At 68.8% G+C, this 17,112-nt stretch carries 14 protein-coding genes; 8 read left to right on the top strand and 6 right to left on the bottom strand.

Annotation, left to right across the window (positions count from 1 at the left end; genetic code table 11):
- Positions 1–43: 43 nt before the first annotated feature.
- Positions 44–829, top strand: coding sequence for a siderophore-interacting protein (locus ACWELQ_RS14045; RefSeq protein ID WP_452397433.1), 786 nt, complete (start codon positions 44–46; stop codon positions 827–829).
- 354 nt (positions 830–1,183) lie between these two features.
- Complete coding sequence (locus ACWELQ_RS14040; protein ID WP_452397432.1) at positions 1,184–2,599, top strand: NAD(P)/FAD-dependent oxidoreductase; 1,416 nt, start codon at positions 1,184–1,186, stop codon at positions 2,597–2,599.
- Positions 2,600–2,622: 23 nt separating this feature from the next.
- Here the strand turns inward: ACWELQ_RS14040 and ACWELQ_RS14035 are convergent, their stop codons facing one another.
- The gene (locus tag ACWELQ_RS14035; protein WP_452397431.1) at positions 2,623–3,750 is read right to left on the bottom strand and encodes a metallophosphoesterase; all 1,128 of its coding nucleotides are present in this window, start codon (positions 3,748–3,750) and stop codon (positions 2,623–2,625) included.
- Between the two features lie 83 nt (positions 3,751–3,833).
- Between ACWELQ_RS14035 and ACWELQ_RS14030 the strand changes: the two genes are divergently transcribed.
- Positions 3,834–4,304 (top strand): Lrp/AsnC family transcriptional regulator, encoded by a 471-nt coding sequence (locus ACWELQ_RS14030; RefSeq protein ID WP_452397430.1) that lies wholly within the window; start codon positions 3,834–3,836, stop codon positions 4,302–4,304.
- Positions 4,305–4,362: 58 nt separating this feature from the next.
- Here ACWELQ_RS14030 and ACWELQ_RS14025 read toward each other — a convergent pair whose 3' ends face one another.
- A complete protein-coding gene (locus tag ACWELQ_RS14025) occupies positions 4,363–4,992 on the bottom strand; it encodes an HD domain-containing protein (protein WP_452397429.1) in 630 nt (209 codons plus the stop codon).
- Positions 4,993–5,063: 71 nt separating this feature from the next.
- Positions 5,064–5,639, bottom strand: coding sequence for a TetR/AcrR family transcriptional regulator (locus tag ACWELQ_RS14020; RefSeq protein WP_452397428.1), 576 nt, complete (start codon positions 5,637–5,639; stop codon positions 5,064–5,066).
- Positions 5,640–5,705: 66 nt separating this feature from the next.
- Here ACWELQ_RS14020 and ACWELQ_RS14015 point away from each other — a divergent pair, with 66 nt between their 5' ends.
- Positions 5,706–6,701 (top strand): SMP-30/gluconolactonase/LRE family protein, encoded by a 996-nt coding sequence (locus ACWELQ_RS14015; RefSeq protein WP_452397427.1) that lies wholly within the window; start codon positions 5,706–5,708, stop codon positions 6,699–6,701.
- On the opposite strand, the gene ACWELQ_RS14010 is transcribed toward ACWELQ_RS14015, so the two are convergent.
- Together ACWELQ_RS14010 and cobA are read right to left on the bottom strand one after the other, a co-directional pair.
- Positions 6,698–8,185, bottom strand: a complete 1,488-nt coding sequence (locus ACWELQ_RS14010; RefSeq protein WP_452397426.1) for an MFS transporter — start codon at positions 8,183–8,185, stop codon at positions 6,698–6,700. The two genes, ACWELQ_RS14015 and ACWELQ_RS14010, sit on opposite strands and share 4 nt — an antisense overlap.
- A 231-nt stretch (positions 8,186–8,416) precedes the next feature.
- On the bottom strand, positions 8,417–9,619 hold the full coding sequence (gene cobA / locus ACWELQ_RS14005; protein ID WP_452397434.1) for a uroporphyrinogen-III C-methyltransferase: 1,203 nt from the start codon (positions 9,617–9,619) through the stop codon (positions 8,417–8,419).
- Between the two features lie 239 nt (positions 9,620–9,858).
- Here cobA and ACWELQ_RS14000 point away from each other — a divergent pair, with 239 nt between their 5' ends.
- Positions 9,859–10,812: a poly(ethylene terephthalate) hydrolase family protein gene (locus ACWELQ_RS14000; RefSeq protein ID WP_452397425.1), complete on the top strand. Its 954-nt coding sequence runs from the start codon at positions 9,859–9,861 to the stop codon at positions 10,810–10,812.
- On the opposite strand, the gene ACWELQ_RS13995 is transcribed toward ACWELQ_RS14000, so the two are convergent.
- Positions 10,799–12,151, bottom strand: a complete 1,353-nt coding sequence (locus tag ACWELQ_RS13995; protein WP_452397424.1) for a DoxX family protein — start codon at positions 12,149–12,151, stop codon at positions 10,799–10,801. The two genes, ACWELQ_RS14000 and ACWELQ_RS13995, sit on opposite strands and share 14 nt — an antisense overlap.
- Positions 12,152–12,449: 298 nt before the next feature.
- Between ACWELQ_RS13995 and ACWELQ_RS13990 the strand changes: the two genes are divergently transcribed.
- From ACWELQ_RS13990 to ACWELQ_RS13980, 3 genes are all read left to right on the top strand, one after another.
- On the top strand, positions 12,450–13,586 hold the full coding sequence (locus ACWELQ_RS13990) for a phosphotransferase family protein (RefSeq protein ID WP_452397423.1): 1,137 nt from the start codon (positions 12,450–12,452) through the stop codon (positions 13,584–13,586).
- Between the two features lie 3 nt (positions 13,587–13,589).
- A complete protein-coding gene (locus ACWELQ_RS13985) occupies positions 13,590–14,702 on the top strand; it encodes a hypothetical protein (protein ID WP_452397422.1) in 1,113 nt (370 codons plus the stop codon).
- A gap of 192 nt (positions 14,703–14,894) precedes the next feature.
- Positions 14,895–17,087 carry an MMPL family transporter gene (locus ACWELQ_RS13980; RefSeq protein WP_452397421.1) on the top strand — a complete coding sequence of 731 codons (2,193 nt, stop codon included), beginning with the start codon at positions 14,895–14,897 and terminating at the stop codon, positions 17,085–17,087.
- The last annotated feature ends 25 nt before the right edge of the window (positions 17,088–17,112 follow it).

Genomic DNA, 17,112 nt, shown 5'->3' with positions numbered 1-17,112 from the left:
CATCTGCTGAAGCACCACTAAATTGCGAATCGAAGGTATTCCCATGACAAACAGTGGCAAATCGACACCGGAGGGTGTCGCGGTCCGTCGATCGCGCGACTTGAGCGATCTGCTCCTGGACCAGTTCTTCACCACGGGACTGATCTCGGAAATCGAGCGAATCACCGCCCGCGCACACCGGATTCGCATCACCGGCCAGGCGCTGCGGCAATCGGATTGGCAGCCCGGGCAGCACGTCCGGGTCGCGACCGGCGACAGCGCGGCCGACGGCGTACTGGCGCGGGTCGGTGACCTGCGCACGTACTCGGTGTGGCGTTTCGATCGCGACAACGGCGAACTGGACCTGTGCGTGCTCGATCACGGCGAGGGGCCGGGAGCCCGCTGGGCGCGCAATGCCGTTGTCGGCCAACGGGTTCGATTCCGCGGACCCGAAGGGTCCTTCACCCTGCGTCCCGGCGCGCCCTATCTCCTGTTCGCCGGTGAGGAGACCGCCTCGGTCGCGCTCGGGGCCATGCTCGGGGCGGTGCCCGCGGAGGTCGCCGTCTACGGCGCGATCGAAACGGCGACCGCCGCGGATCGCCTGCCGCTGCCCCGGTCGGCCGAGTTGACCCACCCGCTGCGCGGATCGGCATCGGCCGCTCGTTCGGAAATCCTGGTGGACGCGGTCCACGCGCTGGAGCTGCCGCCGACCCCGGGCGCGGCCTATATCGCCGGGGAGGCGCGCACCATCCAGATGATCGTGAAACACCTCGTCCACGAGCGGCATTGGCCGCGCCGCGCAATCCACACCAAGCCGTTCTGGACTCCGGGCCGCCGCGGCATGGACTGACAACCAGCCCGCTATCGGCCGGGTAACGGCGTCGACACGGTCGGTCCCGGTTCCGGTATTCCGTCCGGACATGGGCTATCCTCACGGCACACGTCATGTTCTGAGGTGGTTGACCGTGGAAACCCGCACCGCCGGGTTGGACCCGAGGCTGCAGCACGCAGCCATGAATATCGCCGGGCAGCTGCGCATGCGCCGCCGCTGCGACGATCGCGCCGCCACCAGCTGAAACCCCCCTCGACCGCCGGTCGTCCATTCGTGGACCGACCGGCGGTCTTTTGGCATACCCGGGTCGGGGTTTTCACATTTCACACACACGGATGGCACAACCATCCCCGGAGAAGGAGTTGATCGGCCATGTCGGCCAAAGGAAGCAAACTGTCGGCGTCGGCACTCAGAGATGCAGCGCCGACGCCGTACTGGACCGACCGGCCCGAACGGCCGGCCCCCACCGATCCACTGACCACCGCCACCGCGGCGGATCTGGCCGTCATCGGCGGCGGCTACAGCGGACTGTGGACCGCATTGCTGGCCAAGGAACGCAATCCCGGCACCGACGTGGTGCTGCTGGAATCCGGGCTGTGCGGGCACGCCGCCTCCGGCCGCAACGGCGGATTCTGCTCCGCCAGCCTCACCCACGGCCTGGCCAACGGCCTGGAACGCTTCCCCGACGAGATCGACCAACTCGAGCGCCTCGGCCGCTCCAACCTCGACGATATCGAGAAGGCCATCCTCCGCTACGGCATCGACTGCGACTTCGAGCGCACCGGCGAGATGGAGGTCGCCACCGCGCCGCACGAGATCGACTGGCTGCGCGAAAGTCACGACGCGGCCGAATCACTGGGCTACCGCACCGAATTGCTGGACGCCGGGCAGGTGCAGGGCATGGTGCACTCCCCCACGTATCTGGGCGGGTGGTGGGATCGCGACGGGGTCGCCATGCTCGATCCCGCGCGACTGGCGTGGGGATTGCGGCGGGCCTGCCTCGAGGCGGGCGTGCGCATCTACGAAGGCACTCCCGTGCAACGCATTTCGAAATCCTGCGCGGGCACGCTGACCCTGCACACCCCGCACGGTGAGCTGCGCGCGCCCCGGGTCGCGTTGTGCACCAGCGCTTTCGCGGGACCGCTGCCCAAGGTGTCACGCCATGTGGTGCCCGTCTACGACTACGCGCTGATGACCGAACCGCTGACCGCCGAACAGCTCGACAGCATCGGCTGGCACACCCGCATGGGTCTCGGCGACGCCTCCTACCGGTTCCACTACTACCGGCTGACCAGCGACAATCGCATCCTGTTCGGCGGCTACGACGCGATCTACCACTTCGGCAACCGCATCGCCCCGACCCTCGAGCACAACGAGGCCACCTTCGAAACCCTGGCGGCGCACTTCTTCCAGACCTTCCCGCAACTCGACGGGCTGCGCTTCACCCACCGGTGGGGCGGGGTCATCGACACCTGCGGGCGCTTCTGCGCCTTCTTCGGCTCGGCCTACAAGGGCAAACTCGTCTACGCCGCCGGGTACACCGGCCTCGGCGTGGGCGCGACCCGCTTCGGCGCGGAGGTCATGCTCGACCGGCTCTGGAACCTCGACACCGAACGCACCCGCCTGCGCCTGGTGCGCTCCCGCCCGCTGCCGCTGCCCCCGGAACCGTTGCGCTCCGCGGGAATTCACCTCACCCGGTGGTCGCTGGCCCGCGCCGACGCCCACCAGGGGCGGCGCAACCTGTGGCTCAAGACCCTCGACTACACCGGATTGGGGTTCGACAGCTGAGCGAAACAGGTTGCGACACACGATCACACGGTCGCGCGCAGGATCAGGACGGTGATCTCACTGGGGGCGAACAGGCGCAGCTGCGGACCCCAGAAGCCGGTGCCGCGGCTGGTGTAGAGCTGGGTGTGCTCGCCGTGGCGCGACAGGCCCGCCACCACCGGCTGGTCGAGGCGGACCAGGTAGCGGAACGGCCAGATCTGGCCGCCGTGGGTGTGGCCCGAAATCTGCAGGGCCACACCGGCGGAGACCGCGTCGGTGACCTGCTTGGGCTGATGCGCCAGCAGGACCACCGGCAGCGCCGGATCGGCTCCGGCCAGGGCGGTGCGGATGTCGGGGCCGTGGCCGGGCAGGGCCGCGCCGGTGGGGTCGTCGATGCCCGCGAGCACCAGGCTGTCACCGTTGCGGGTGATGACCTGGTGTTCGTTGCGCAGCGGCCGCCAGCCCAGCCCGGACATGTGGTCGATCCAGCCGGGGGCGTCACCGAAGTACTCGTGGTTGCCGGTGATGTAGTAGCGGCCGTACTCGGCCTCGACCTTGCCCAGCGGATCCACCTGCGCCTTGCGCGCGGCCACCGAACCGTCGGCGATATCGCCCGCGTGGCAGGCGATATCGGGGCGCTGCGCGTTGACCTCGTCGACCACCCGCTCCGACCAGCGCAGCCGATCCGTCGCGGCGAAATGCGTGTCGGTGACCACGACCAGGCGCAGACCGTCCAATCCCGCACCGAGATTCGGAATGTCGACCTCGACCGTGCGCACCCGCGGCAAGCGCCGCGCCTCGTAGATCGCGTACGCGGTGAGCACCGCCCAGACCGCCAGCACCCCGACCGCCACGACGCGCGAGCGGGCCGGATCGTCCACGCCCGCGACCGCGAGCACCCCGCGCACCAGCGCGCCGATCGCCGACCAGGTGAACCCCACCCACATCACGCCCAGCAGCGTGTCGCCGATCAGGGACGCGGCATCCGACTGCCGGGGGCCGTGCCCGAGCAGCATGCCCGCGGGCAGCGCCAGATAGCCGAGCGCGAACACCGCGGTGCCCAGCCAGAACGCGGGGCCCGACAGGGTGGTGTACACCAGCAGCCACCACGGCAGGGCGAACAGGAGCGCGGGAATCACGAGGAACAGAACCGCGCGCGGAACGTACTTCACGGGAGATCATCCTTGTCGGACCGAAAGCGCCGGATTCGGCGTGCCATCCAACGTACCGTGCCCATCCGGAAGGATGATCTCCCGTGACCGATCAGACCCGGGGAGCGCCCAATCTCGACGACATCTCCAAGCGGATCATCGCCGAACTCCAGGAGGACGGGCGGCGGGCCTACGCCACCATCGGCAAAACGGTCGGGCTCTCGGAAGCGGCCGTCCGCCAGCGCGTACAGAAGCTCGCCGACGCCGGAGTCATCCAGATCGTGGCCGTCACCGACCCCCTCCAGGTCGGCCTCTTCCGCCAGGCCATGATCGCCATCACCGTCGACGGCCCGGTGCAGCCGGTAGCCGACACCCTCGCCGCCATCGAGGAGATCAACTACGTAGTGGTCTGCGCGGGCCGCTACGACATCCTCTGCGAAGCCGTCTGCCCCGACGACGAAGCCCTACTCGACCTGGTCTCCAACCGGATTCGCGGCCTGGCCGGAGTCCGGCACGCCGAAATCATGGTGTACCTGAAACTCCGCAAACAGACCTACAAGTACGGGACTCGTTAGCCCGCGTTGGATCCCGGCCAAAAGCACGCCGGGATGACCGGGAGATGCGCTCCGGCGGCTAATCGGTTGTGAGGGAGGCGATTTCGGCGGAGAGGTTCACACGGGCGGCGGATTCGTAGCGCGCCCGCGCGATCGGGGTGCGGAACAGGTCCGGCTGTTCGGCCAGGGCCTTGAGCACCGCGGCGCGGCCGGGGCGGAAGAGGTTGTCGGGGACGTGGGCGTATTCGGCGCGGACGTTGTCGGCGTAGGCGGCGTAGGTGGCCGGGTCGGCGGCGAGGATGGCGAGGTCGGCGTCGCAGAGGACGGCGCCGTTGCGGTCGGCGGGGTCGGGGTGGTGGCCGCCGGTGAGGCGGACCAGGCGGGCCACCTCGGCGATCGTGGCCGCGTCGACACCCAGTGCGGGCAGGGTGGTTTCGGCCAGGCGGGCGCTGGCCTCCTCGTTGTCGCCGCCGTCCATGGCGTAGACGGCGTCGTGGAAGAAGGCGGCGTAGCGGACGGCGTCCAGGTCGTCGGCGTCGGCGGCGAGGTCGTCGATCACCGTGAGCATGGCGGCCAGGTGCTCGACGGTGTGATAGCGGCGGTGCGGCTCGCTGTAGCGGCGGACCAGATCCTCGCCCACCGTGCGTGCTTGCGGCCCGGCCAATTTCGTCCAACGGTCCAGCAGATCCGCGTGCAGGCTATTCCCCATCGGGGCAGTGTGACCGAACTTCGGTCCGGAGAAAACCCCTTCGGCACGGTGGTTTTCGCCACGGTGACGGCTCAGGCGGGACCGAGGGTGAGGTAGCGCTGAATGGTCGGCCCGATATCGGCCACCACCTGCTCGTGGGTGAGCGCCACCACCGGGGGCAGTCGCAGGACGTAGCGGCACAGCGCGAGTCCCAGGATCTGGGTGGCGATCAAACCTGCCCGGCGCGGCGCGTCCGCCGGATCACCGAAGCGCAGCACGGCGGGCATGAGCTGACCGGTGAAGACGCCGCGCATCCGCTCGTGCACCTCCTCGTCGGTCACCGCCGACCGCATCAGGGTGAGCAGGATGGCGCTGGTCGGCGGCTGCTCCCACAGCTCCAGAAAACGACCGGCCAGCAGCGCGCCCAGCGAATCCGGGTCCGCCGCGGCCAGATCCGGCAGTTCCAGGTCGACATCCAGTGCGGCGTCGAACAATCCGTCCTTGTTGCCGTAGTAGCGCATCACCATCGAGGGATCGATGCCGGCGTCGGCGGCGATGGCGCGAATCGTCGCCTTCCGATAGCCGTCCTCGGCGAAGCGGTGGCGGGCGGCCTCCAGAATGGCGGCCCGGGTGGCGTCCGAACGCCGGGGAGTCGACTCCACATTCATGCCTACGAGTGTAGGCCAACATCTGTTGACGCCCGGCGGAACGGTACGAAGCGGTTGAATTGGGACATGTCGATGCACCCCCGCCGCTGGACGCCGCCCAAGGCGACGCCGCGCGCCCACGCCAGCCACAGCGAACCCCCGATGCCGCCGCCGCGGCGGATCGACGTGCCCGGCACGGGTCCGGAGGATGTCGTGGTCGCCGCCGACGGCAGGGTCATCTCCGGACTCGCCGACGGCACGCTGGTGGCGGTGGATCCGCGCGACGGGGCGGTCGAGCGGATCGGGCACACCGGCGGACGGCCGCTCGGGCTGCACGCGAATCCCGATGGGTCACTGCTGATCTGCGACGCCGACCGCGGGCTGCTGCGGCTGGACAAGCCGGGCGGGCAGTTCGAGGTGCTGGTGTCCGAGGTGGACGGGGTGCCGTTGAACTTCACCAGCAATGTGGTCGCCGACGGCGACACGATCTACTTCTCCGAGTCGACCCGGCATTGGAAGCTCGAGCGGTACATGGGCGACATGATCGAGCACTCCGAGACCGGGCGGCTGCTGCGCCGCAATCCGGACGGCAGCGTCGAAACGCTTGTCGACGGACTGAAATTCGCCAATGGCATCATGCTGGCCCCGGACCGCTCGTGCGTGCTGGTCGCCGAGACCGGCGGCTACAGCATCACGCGCTACTGGCTGAGCGGGCCGAAGGCGGGCACCCACGACTACTTCACCGAGAACCTGCCCGGCTTCCCCGACAATATGGGCCTCGGCAGCGACGGGCTGATCTGGGTGGCGTTGGTGACCCCGCGAAATCCATTGCTGGACACCCTGCTTCCGCTGCCCGGTGTGCTGCGGCAGCTGGTGTGGGCGATTCCCGAACGCCTGCAACCGAAACCGGCGCGCACCGTGTGGGTGCAGGCGTTCGACTTCGACGGCAGGCTGGTGCACGACCTGCAACGCGAGGGGACCGACTACGCCATGGTCACCGGGGTCGCCGAACAGGACGGAAAGATCTACCTGGGCAGTCTGTCCGAATCGGCGATCGCGGTCACCTCGCTGCCGGCACCCTAGTTCTTTTGAGCCTCGTCCTGGGCGTGCTGGGCTTGGGCCAGTTGGGCGGGGGTGTAGCGCAGGGTCAGGGCGAGCAGGCCCATGATGGCGGTGCCGAGGGCGCACACCAGCAGGACGAAGGTGTAGCCGTGGCCGAGCGCGTCGATCGCGTGCTGCGACATCTCGCTCACCTTGCCCTTCGCGCTCTTGTCCAGCGACAGCGTGCGCGACAGGGCAACCGGGCTCAGGATGCCGACCGCGAACGGGGTGCCCATGTTCATGAACATCTGCCCGACCGCCGACAGCGGGCCGATATGGGCCATATCCACGCCGACCAGCACGCACAGCGGCAGGATCACGATGGCGACGCCGATACAGAAGCCGACGATCGACATCATGACCAGCAGCGTCGGGAAGTAATCGGCCGAACTGTCCAGGGTGGAACCGAAATACAGCGCACCCGACAGCACCGCCGCCGCGGCCAGCAGCAGCCAGCGCGCCTTGACGTACATGCACGCCTTGGACGCCACCGCCGTGCCGACGCCCGCGCCGAGGGTGAACGGGATGCTGGCCAGACCGGCCTGCAAAGGGCTGTAGCGCAAGACGTTCTGCAGGAACTGGGCCACGAAGAAGGTGGTCGCGCCGAGCACGCCGGAGGCCAGGAAGATGGCGGCGAAGGTGATCACGCGATCGCGGCTGTCGAACAGCGACCACGGCAGCAGCGGGTTCTTCACGTCGCGCTCGGCGAAGACGAACACGAGCAGCAGGACGAAGCCGCCGATCAGGGTGCCGAGGATGACCGGAGAGTTCCAACCCATTTCGGGTCCCTCGGTCGCGCCGAACACGATCGACACACACGCGAGCGTGCCCAGGATCGCGCCGCGCACGTCCATCGACATGCGGTGGTGCTCGGTGTCGCGGAGCTGGTAGATCGCGCCCCACACGATGAGCGCGCCGATCGGCACATTGATCCAGAAGATCCAGCGCCAGTCGACCTGGGTGAGCGCGCCACCGATGACCAGACCGCCGACCGAGCCGACGCCGACCATGGATCCGAAGATGGCCACGGCCTGGTTACGGGCCGGGCCGGGCGCATAAGTGCTGGCCACCAACGCGAACGCGGTCGGCGCGGCGATCGCGGCGCCGGTGCCCTGCAAGGCGCGGGCGGCGATCAGCCACGCTTCGTTCTGCGCGGTACCGCACAGGGCCGAGGCGAGCGTGAACAAGGCGACACCGAGGATCAGCATCCGCTTGCGGCCGAACGAGTCGCCGAGTCGCCCACCCAGCAGCATCAGCCCCGCGAACGGGAGCCCGTAGGCGGTGACCGTCCACGCGCTGCCCGCACTGGACAGGCCCAACTGCTCCTGTAGTCGGGGCAGCGCCAAGATCATGACCGTGCCGTCGAGCACGACCATCAGCTGCAGCCCGCTGAGGACGAGAATGGCGAGCCCGAACGCCCGCTTGGTTACCGGATACTGCATCGTCGCAGCGGGGTTATCGAGCACCCGCCCACTGTAGTGGAGATGCCAACTCTCGGAAGCTCTCAGGGGCTTCGCCCCCGAACCCCCAGGAGCATTCGTGGGGGCTGCGCCCCCACACCCCCACGGGGAGAGGCGGGGGCGATGCCCCCGAACCCCCGATAACCCACCGAAGAGCTTCCGAGAGCCGCCGCCGGAGCCCCGAAAGGCTGCGCCGGACCTCTGAAGAGTGTGTCGTCGCTCGGCGCCGAACTCGTGTTACTCGCCGTCCGGTGCGCCTGCGGTGAAGCCGGCGGTGGGGCCGATGACGATGATCGCCGGCGGGCGGATGCCTTCTGTGCGGACGCGTTCGGCGATGGTGGAGAGATCCGCGCGCAGGACGCGTTGGGTGCGGAGGCTGCCTTCCTGGATCACGGTGGCCGGGGTTTCGGGGGCGCGGCCGCCGGACATGAGGGCGTCGGCGAACTTTTCGATGCGTTCGACGGCCATCAGTAGGACGATGGTGCCGCGGAGTTTGGCCAGGGCGGGCCAGTCGACCAGGGAGTCGGGGTGATCCGGGGCCACGTGGCCGCTGACCACGACGAATTCGTGGGTGACGCCGCGGTGGGTGACGGGGATGCCCGCCAGGGCGGGGACGGAGATGGCGCTGGTGACGCCGGGGACGACGGTCACCGGGATGCCCGCGTCGACGCAGGCTTCGAGTTCCTCGTAGCCGCGGCCGAAGACGTAGTTGTCGCCGCCCTTGAGGCGGACGACGAACTTGCCCGCCTTCGCGCCCTCGATGAGGGCGGCGTTGATATGTTCCTGGGCCATGGCGCGGCCGTAGGGGATCTTGGCGGCGTCGATGACCTCGACGTCGGGGCCGAGTTCGGCCAGCAGCTCCGGCGGCGCGAGGCGGTCGGCGACAACGAGATTCGCGCGGGCCAGCAGGCGGCGGCCGCGCACGGTGATCAGGTCGGGATCGCCGGGGCCGCCGCCGACCAGGGCCACGCCGGGGGTGACGGGGGCCGAATCATCGGTCACCACACCGGATTGCAGGGCTTCGAGGAGCGCGTTGCGCACGGCGGCCGAACGACGGTGCGCGCCACCGGCGAGCACACCCAGGGTCATGCCGTCGTAGCGGGCGGTCGCCGGGGTGACGGCGGTGCCGAGGCGGGCGGTGTCGGCGCGCACGCAGAACACGCGGCGGCGGGTGGCCTCCGCGACCACGGCCGCATTGGTCTCGGGTTCGTCGGTGCAGGCCATCGCGTACCAGGCGCCGTCCAGATCGCCATCGGCGTAGGCGCGCAACTCCACGGTGAGCTGTCCGGAGGTGGCCATGCCCTCCACCGCCGGGGTCACCTCGCGGCTGATCACGTGCACGTCCGCGCCGGAGGCGATGAGCAGTCCGAGGCGGCGCTGTGCGACCGTGCCGCCACCGACCACGACCACGCGGCGGCCGTTCAGATCGAGGCCGACCAGGTAGTTCGGATCACCGGTCGGGGCTTGCGAATCCGGAACCGGCTGGTCATCGGGGGTGGCTGAGGCGTTCTGCACAAGGATTGAGCCTACGGCGTGCCCGGCGGCACCCGGCAATCGCCCGGCGGCCGTCCAGCAAACCGACGTGCGATCGAGAGGAACTTCACCGTGGGCCCGATCCCGCGAGGAGATCGGGCCGTCTTGCGACGCGAACCCGCCGACCGTTCTTATGCTCAATAGCTATGAACCGCTGCGCCGCGCTGATTCGCAGTCTCCTGCTCGCCGCGCTGTTCGTCTTCGGAGTGCCGGTGGCGGCGCACGCGGATTCGACAGTGGAATCGACCTTTTCGCAGCCGGGGCCGTGGGCGGTGACCGCGCGACACGCCTTCACCTGCTGCGACTCCACCGGCGCGGCCTACGACATCTGGTATCCGACCGACCTGGGCGCCAACGGGTTCCGGCATCCCGTCCTCACCTGGGGTGACGGCACCAACGCGCATCCGAGCCAATACGACTACCTGCTGCGGCATTTCGCGTCGTGGGGATTCGTGGTGATCGCCACCGAGAACGCGGCCACCGGATCCGGCGTCGACATCGCCGGGGCGGTCGACAAACTGCTGGCACTGGCGGCGGATCCGGCCAGCGTGTTCCACGACCGGCTGGACGCGAACGCGATTGGGGCGGTGGGCCACTCGCAGGGTGCGACGGGTGTCCTGAACGCCATGGCGAATTCCGGCGGCCGCATCCGCACCGCGATCCCGATCGAACTGCCCGCGCAGATCTGGTGCCTGACCGGAGCGTGCGCGGACACCGGCCGGATCACACAGGGTTCGGTGTTCTTCGTGAACGGTTCGGCCGACACCGTCATCTCGCCCTCCGAGCAGGCAGTGCCCCGGCAGGTGGCCGGACTCGAGTCCGAGCACGCCTACTACGACGCGGTGCCCGCCGGAATCCCCAAGGCGTGGGGGACGCTGGTCGGGCCGGATCACAATGATGTGCAGGGCCAACCGGATTGCGCGAACGCCTCCTGGCCCTGCACCTCCGGCGTCGCCGGCTACCTCGGCTATCCGACCGCCTGGCTGGCCGCGCGGCTGCTCGGCGACGAGGCCGCCCGGCGCGCGTTCGCCCCGGGCGGCGAGTTCACGACGCCGAATCCGTTGTGGACCAACCAGACCGACGACCTCACTCCCCCATGACCTTGCCGAAGTTCGCGTCCTCCTGGATGAGGTGCAGGCCGCGGCCCTGCCGCAGGGGAAGGCTGCCGAGATCCACCTGATCGAGCGCGATGGTGACCGCGTGCCCGTCCAGCTGACCGTCGAGCACCAGGCGATTCGGCGTCGGCCGCGTGTAGGTAAGCTCCGCCAGGGCGGTGTCCGACTTGGCGGAGTGCAGCACCAATCGGTGTGCGCCGGTGTCGATCTGCGCGCCGAGGGCGGTCAGCTCGTCGTCCATGCGCTGTACCACGGCCGCCTTGGGCTGATCGAAGACCAGTCGCCGCCACCGGGTCTCATCGGTGAGCAGCGGCGGCACCGCCTGGCCGTCGCGAGTGAAGTCGGTGACCGTCCAGATGCCGTAGAGCTCGGATTTCGCGCTCCCGGCACCGTATTCGTGCCAGCCCTGCCAGCCCTGCCAGATATCGCCGACCGACATCCAGACCGCGAGCAGCACCTGGAGCGCGGCGGCGACGCGCACCGCCCGGCGGCCGTGGAACGGTTGCGGGGTGGCCTCGGGACCGGCGGCACGGCCCGTCAACACCGCTGCCAGGCGCGGCAGTTCGGGTGCCAGCAGGACCAGGCACAGCAGCATCAGGTGGAACGACAGCAGCTTCACCGGGACGTCGAAGGTCATGTTCAGCACCCACACCTGCGCCATGCTCACCAGGCTCAGCAGCACGCCCGCCAAGCGGGTGCGCGGCAGCAGCAACAGCAGACCGCCCAGCACCTCGGCGGCGCCGAGCAGGCTCTCGTACACGGGTGACACGCCGACCTGGGTCCACAGCACGCCCATGGGCGCGAAATCACCGAACGGCGTCAGCAGGGTGGTGAGCGCGGGCTGCGGCATCTGCGTCGGAATCGCCTTGGCGAAGCCGTATCCCAGCATCTGACCGGCCAGGCACAGCCGGATGAAGAGCAGGAACCAGGCCGACAGCCGCCGGTAGTCGCCGCGGCGGCGGTCCAGCAGCGTCCACAGCACCGTGCCCGACAGCGCGATCACCAGAACGCAGAACACCAGGACCCACAGGATGGCCTGATCGCCGCTGCCGGTCTCGTGCAGGACCAGATCGGTGCGGAACACGGTGTGGCCGACCCATTTCACCAGCGGCGTGGACAGGTCGAGCCAGTAGCGGAACCAGTCGTCGGGCAGCCAGCGCGTCAGCGGCCCGAGGAAGGCGAACAGCGGTTGCGGATAGAACACGCAGAACAGCCCGAAGTACAGGAACGCGAAGCGGAACAGGATGCGCCCGGCCGGATTCCAGGACCGTGCGGGCGCGGTGGGCCGGTCATCCGCCGTGATAGCGATATCGATTGACTGCACGCCTCGACGCTAGGGATCCGGGCCCCTCCGCGCCTCCGGTTCCACCCCTGAGCCGACCCGGAATATGCCTGATAGGAACTACTTCTCGAGGCGTACGTACCAGCACGACCAACCCTGAGTGACCAACCAGCATCCCGGTGACCGGTACTGGTGAAACAGGTCGCCCCGATCCCCTTACGGACGCATTTAGAACGGGTTACATTTCCCTCAACGTGCAGACCGGGCTTACCACAGCGGCAACTCGCCCGCACCGTGAATCCGGCGACACGCACCGCTACACCCGTGCAGGGAGGACCTCATGACTTCGGCCAACGCCGATCCCAACCAGCGGATGGAACTCACCGTCTCCGACCAGAATCTCGACGAACTCGCGGACGAACTCGCGCAGTGGCTCGGGACCAAGGTCGACGCCGACGAGCAGCCGCGGGTCACCTCGATCACCCGCCCGCAGGCGGGTGGCATGTCGAGCACCACGCTGCTCTTCGATGCCGAGTGGACCGAAAAGGGCGAAGCGGCCGGTGGCTCTTTCGTCGCGCGGCTGGCGCCCGACGCGAACTCCTTCCCGGTATTCGAGAACTATGATCTGGCAACGCAATTCGCCGTGATCGCCGGGGTCGCCGAGGCGACCGATCTGCCGGTGCCGCCGCTGGCGTGGCTCGAGACCGGCACCGACAATGTGCTGGGCGCACCGTTCTTCGTCATGCGGCGGGTGAACGGTCGTGTGCCCGAGGACAATCCGCCGTACGTGTTCCTCGGCTGGCTCTACGACGCCACTCCGGAGCAGCGGCATCAGGTGACCCGCCACACCGTCGAGATCATCGCCAAGGTGCATTCGATTCCGGATCCGGCGCAACGGTTTCCGATGTTCGACGGCGAAGGCCCCGCGCTGCGCAGGCACTTCGACGCGCAGAAGGCGTGGTACGACTGGGCGCTGGCGCGTGACGGCTACCGGATTCCGCTGCTGGAGCGCACCTTCCAGTGGCTGGAGGACAACTTCCCCACCGATACCGGACCCGACGTGCTCAGCTGGGGCGATGCCCGGCCGGGCAATGTCATGTTCGACGAATTCGATCCGGTCGCGGTGCTGGACTGGGAGATGGCGGCGATCGGCCCGCGCGAACTCGACATCGCCTGGACCATTTTCATCCACCGGTTCTTCCAGGACATCGCCACCCGCTTCGACCAGCCCGGTCTGGCCGACTACATGCGGCGCGAGGACGTGGAGAAGCTGTACGAGGACGTCGCGGGGCACGCGCCGCGCGATATGGACTGGTACCTCATGTATTCCGCGCTGCGGCACGGCATCGTGATGGCCCGGATCCGCCGCCGGATGATCCACTTCGGCGAGGCGGGCGACAACGACGACCGCGACGACTACGTGATGCACCGCCAGTTGCTGGAAGCCATGCTCGACGGCACCTACTCGTGGGATTGAGAGATGACGCAGAATCAGATCAACTCGCTCGACGAATACCCGATCCACCAGACCCCGCTGTCCATGTCGCGGGTCGGGACCAGCGATCGGAACTTCTACGACCGCAACTACTTCAACGCCCTCGACAAGGGCAGTGACACCTTCTTGGTGACCGGGTTCGGCGTGTACCCGAACCTCGGCGTCACCGACGCCTTCGCCACCGTGCGCCGCGGCGACACCCAGCGCGCGGTGCGCTTCTCCGACGCGCTCGCCGAGCGCAGCCTGGAGCCGAAGGTCGGCGGGTTCCGCATCGAGATCGTCGAACCGCTGCAGAAGCTGCGGGTGGTGTGCGAGCACGACGACCTGTCCTTCGACCTCACCTGGGAGGGTTCCTTCCCGGCGGTGGCCGAGCAGCCGCACACCATTCTCACCGGCGTGCACCGGCCGATCATCGACGCGCAGCGCTTCGCGCAGCTCGGAACCTGGTCGGGCACACTGAATGTCGACGGCAGCGATATCGCCGTGGACCCGTCCGCGTGGTGTGGCTCGCGCGACCGCTCCTGGGGCATCCGCCCGGTCGGCGAATCCGATCACCCGGGTCGCTTGGCCTCCGAACCGTCCGAGGGCTTCTGGTGGCTGTACGTGCCGCTGCTGTTCGACGAGTTCTCGATCATCATCATCGTGCAGGAGGAGCCCAACGGCTTCCGCACCCTCAACGACGCCACCCGGGTGTGGAAGGACGGCCGCGTCGAGCAATTGGGTTGGCCGCGTGTGCATCTGACCTACAAGCCCGGCACCCGCATCCCGACCAAGGTGCGCCTGGACCTCACCACCGGCGAGGGCAAGCCCCTGGAACTCGAGGTCGAGGCGGGCACCTTCATGGCGCTCAATGTCGGCTGCGGCTACGGCGGCGACCCGGACTGGCAGCACGGGCAGTGGAAGGGCCGCGAGTGGGTCGAGAGCAAGCTCTACGACCTGACCGACCCGGCCATCGCGGGCCGTATCCCGTTCGGTGTCATCGATCACGTGGGCAAGGCCCGCTGCGGTGACGCCGAGGGCTGGGGCCTGTTCGAGCACGGCACCATGGGCCGCCACGACCCGACCGGCTTCGCCGACTGGGGTTCGGTCGCGCCCTAGGGTCCAGCGCCCCCGATACTCGCGGCCACCGTCGGATTCCAACCACACGACGGCGGCCGCGGGCTCGCACCCCGAGACCGGGTGTCGTACCGATCGAGTACGACACCCGGTCTCGTACTGCATCCGCAGTACTCGCGACGGCCTCCTCGGCGACGATGTGGACTACAGACCCGCTCGGCGAGCCTGGTCACCATGGCCAAATTCTTGTACCGGGTGGGCCGCTTCGCCTTCGAGAAGCGCCGCCTCGTCGTCCTGCTGTGGTTGGGCATCCTGGCCGCCGCCGTGGTCGGCGCGGCCAGTGGCCCCACCCCGCCCCCCGATTCCTTCTCCATACCCGGCACCGAATCGCAGCAGGCGTTCGACCTGCTCGGCGAGCGGTTCCCGGGCACCAAATCCGATGGGGCGCAGGCCCGTATCGTGTTCGTCGCACCCGACGGACAGCAGATCACCTCCGACGCGAACAAGGCGAAGGTCGAGCAGATCATCGCGAACGCGTCGGGCGGCGGCCAAGCGAAGGGCGTGCTCGACCCCTTCCAGACCGGGGCGGTGAGCAAGAACGGCACCACCGCGTACGCGACCGTCAGCTACGGCGCGACCAGCGCGGACCTCACCGACACCACCAAGAACGCCCTCACCTCGGCGGTCGACCAGGGTCGGGCCGACGGTCTCACCGTCGAGATCGGCGGCACGGCTTTGCAGGCCAAGCCCGATATGGGCGGGGCCACCGAGGTGATCGGCCTGGTGATCGCGGCGATCGTGCTGATGATCACCTTCGGCGCGGTCGCGGCCGCCGGACTGCCGCTGCTGACCGCGCTGATCGGGCTCGGGGTGGGCATCGCCGCCATCATGGCGATCGGCATGTCGACCACCACGACCACTCTCGCCATGATGCTCGGGCTCGCGGTCGGCATCGACTACGCGCTGTTCATCGTGTCGCGCTATCGCACCGAGCGCCGCGAGGGGTACGGCCCCGAGGAAGCCGCGGGGCGTGCGGTCGGCACCGCCGGATCCGCGGTGGTCTTCGCGGGCCTCACCGTGGTCATCGCGCTGGCCGGGCTGTCCGTGGTCGGTATTCCGATGCTCACCAAGATGGGCCTGGCCGCGGCGGGCACCGTCGCCGTCGCCGTCACCGTCGCGCTGACCCTGCTGCCCGCGCTGCTCGGGTTCTTCCAGAAGGCCGTGCTGCCCAAGGCGTTCCGCAAGAGCCTGCGCGACGACGAGGTGCCCGAACGCCACGACGCGAAGCCGAACATGGGCACCCGGTGGGCCCGGTTCGTCATCCGGCGACCGGTCGCGGTGCTGGTATTGGGCCTGCTCGGGCTGGGCGCGCTGGCATTGCCGGTGAGCAGCCTCGAACTCGGTATCCCCGGCGACGAATCGCAGCCGACCTCGACGACACAACGCCGCGCCTACGACGATCTCGCGGCCGGATTCGGAGCGGGCTTCAACGGGCCGCTGTCGATCGTCGTCGACGCCAAGGGCGCACCCGACCCGAAGGCCGCCGTCGACCAGGCCGCGGCGACCTTGGCCGCCACGCCCGGCGTCGTCTCCGTCACGCCCGCCATGTTCAATCAGGCCGGGGACACGGCCATGCTGACCGCGATTCCGGCGACCGGTCCGGCCGCGACCGCGACCAAGGATCTGGTGGGCACGCTGCGCGGCGAGGCCGACGGGCTGAAGACCGCGACCGGCGCGACCATGCTGGTCACCGGGACCACGGCGATGAATATCGATCTCTCGCAGAAGATGCAGGACGCGCTGCTGCCGTATCTGGCGGTCGTGGTCGGGCTGGCGGTCATCCTGCTGATGCTGGTGTTCCGGTCCATCGCGGTGCCGATCAAGGCGGCGCTCGGGTTCCTGCTGTCGGTCGGCGCGGCCTTCGGCGTGATCGTGGCCGTATTCCAATGGGGTTGGCTGGCAAGCCTGCTCGGCGTGCACCAGACCGGACCGATCATGAGCATGATGCCGATCTTCCTGATCGGCGTGGTGTTCGGCCTCGCCATGGACTACGAGGTCTTCCTGGTGACCCGCATGCGAGAAGCCTTCGCGCACGGCCAGAGCGCCGAGGACGCCATCGCCACCGGATTCCAGCACAGCGCCCGGGTGGTGGTCGCGGCGGCGGCCATCATGATCGCGGTGTTCTCCGGCTTCATCGGCGGCGGCGAAGCCATGATCAAGATGATGGGTCTGGGTCTCGCGGCGGCGGTGTTCTTCGACGCCTTCGTGGTCCGCATGACCATCGTCCCGGCGGTGCTGGCGCTGCTCGGCGACAAGGCGTGGTGGCTGCCGCGCTGGCTGGACAAGCTCCTGCCCAATGTCGACGTCGAGGGCGAGAGCCTGGCCCGTCGCGAACCGGAGCAGGAGCGCGAACCCGCGCTCGTCTGAGGTTCGGGTGAGATGAGGTCGCGTC

The sequence above is a fragment of the Nocardia sp. NPDC004722 genome (assembly GCF_053601505.1).
This window is presented reverse-complemented; position numbering and strand designations above follow the sequence as displayed.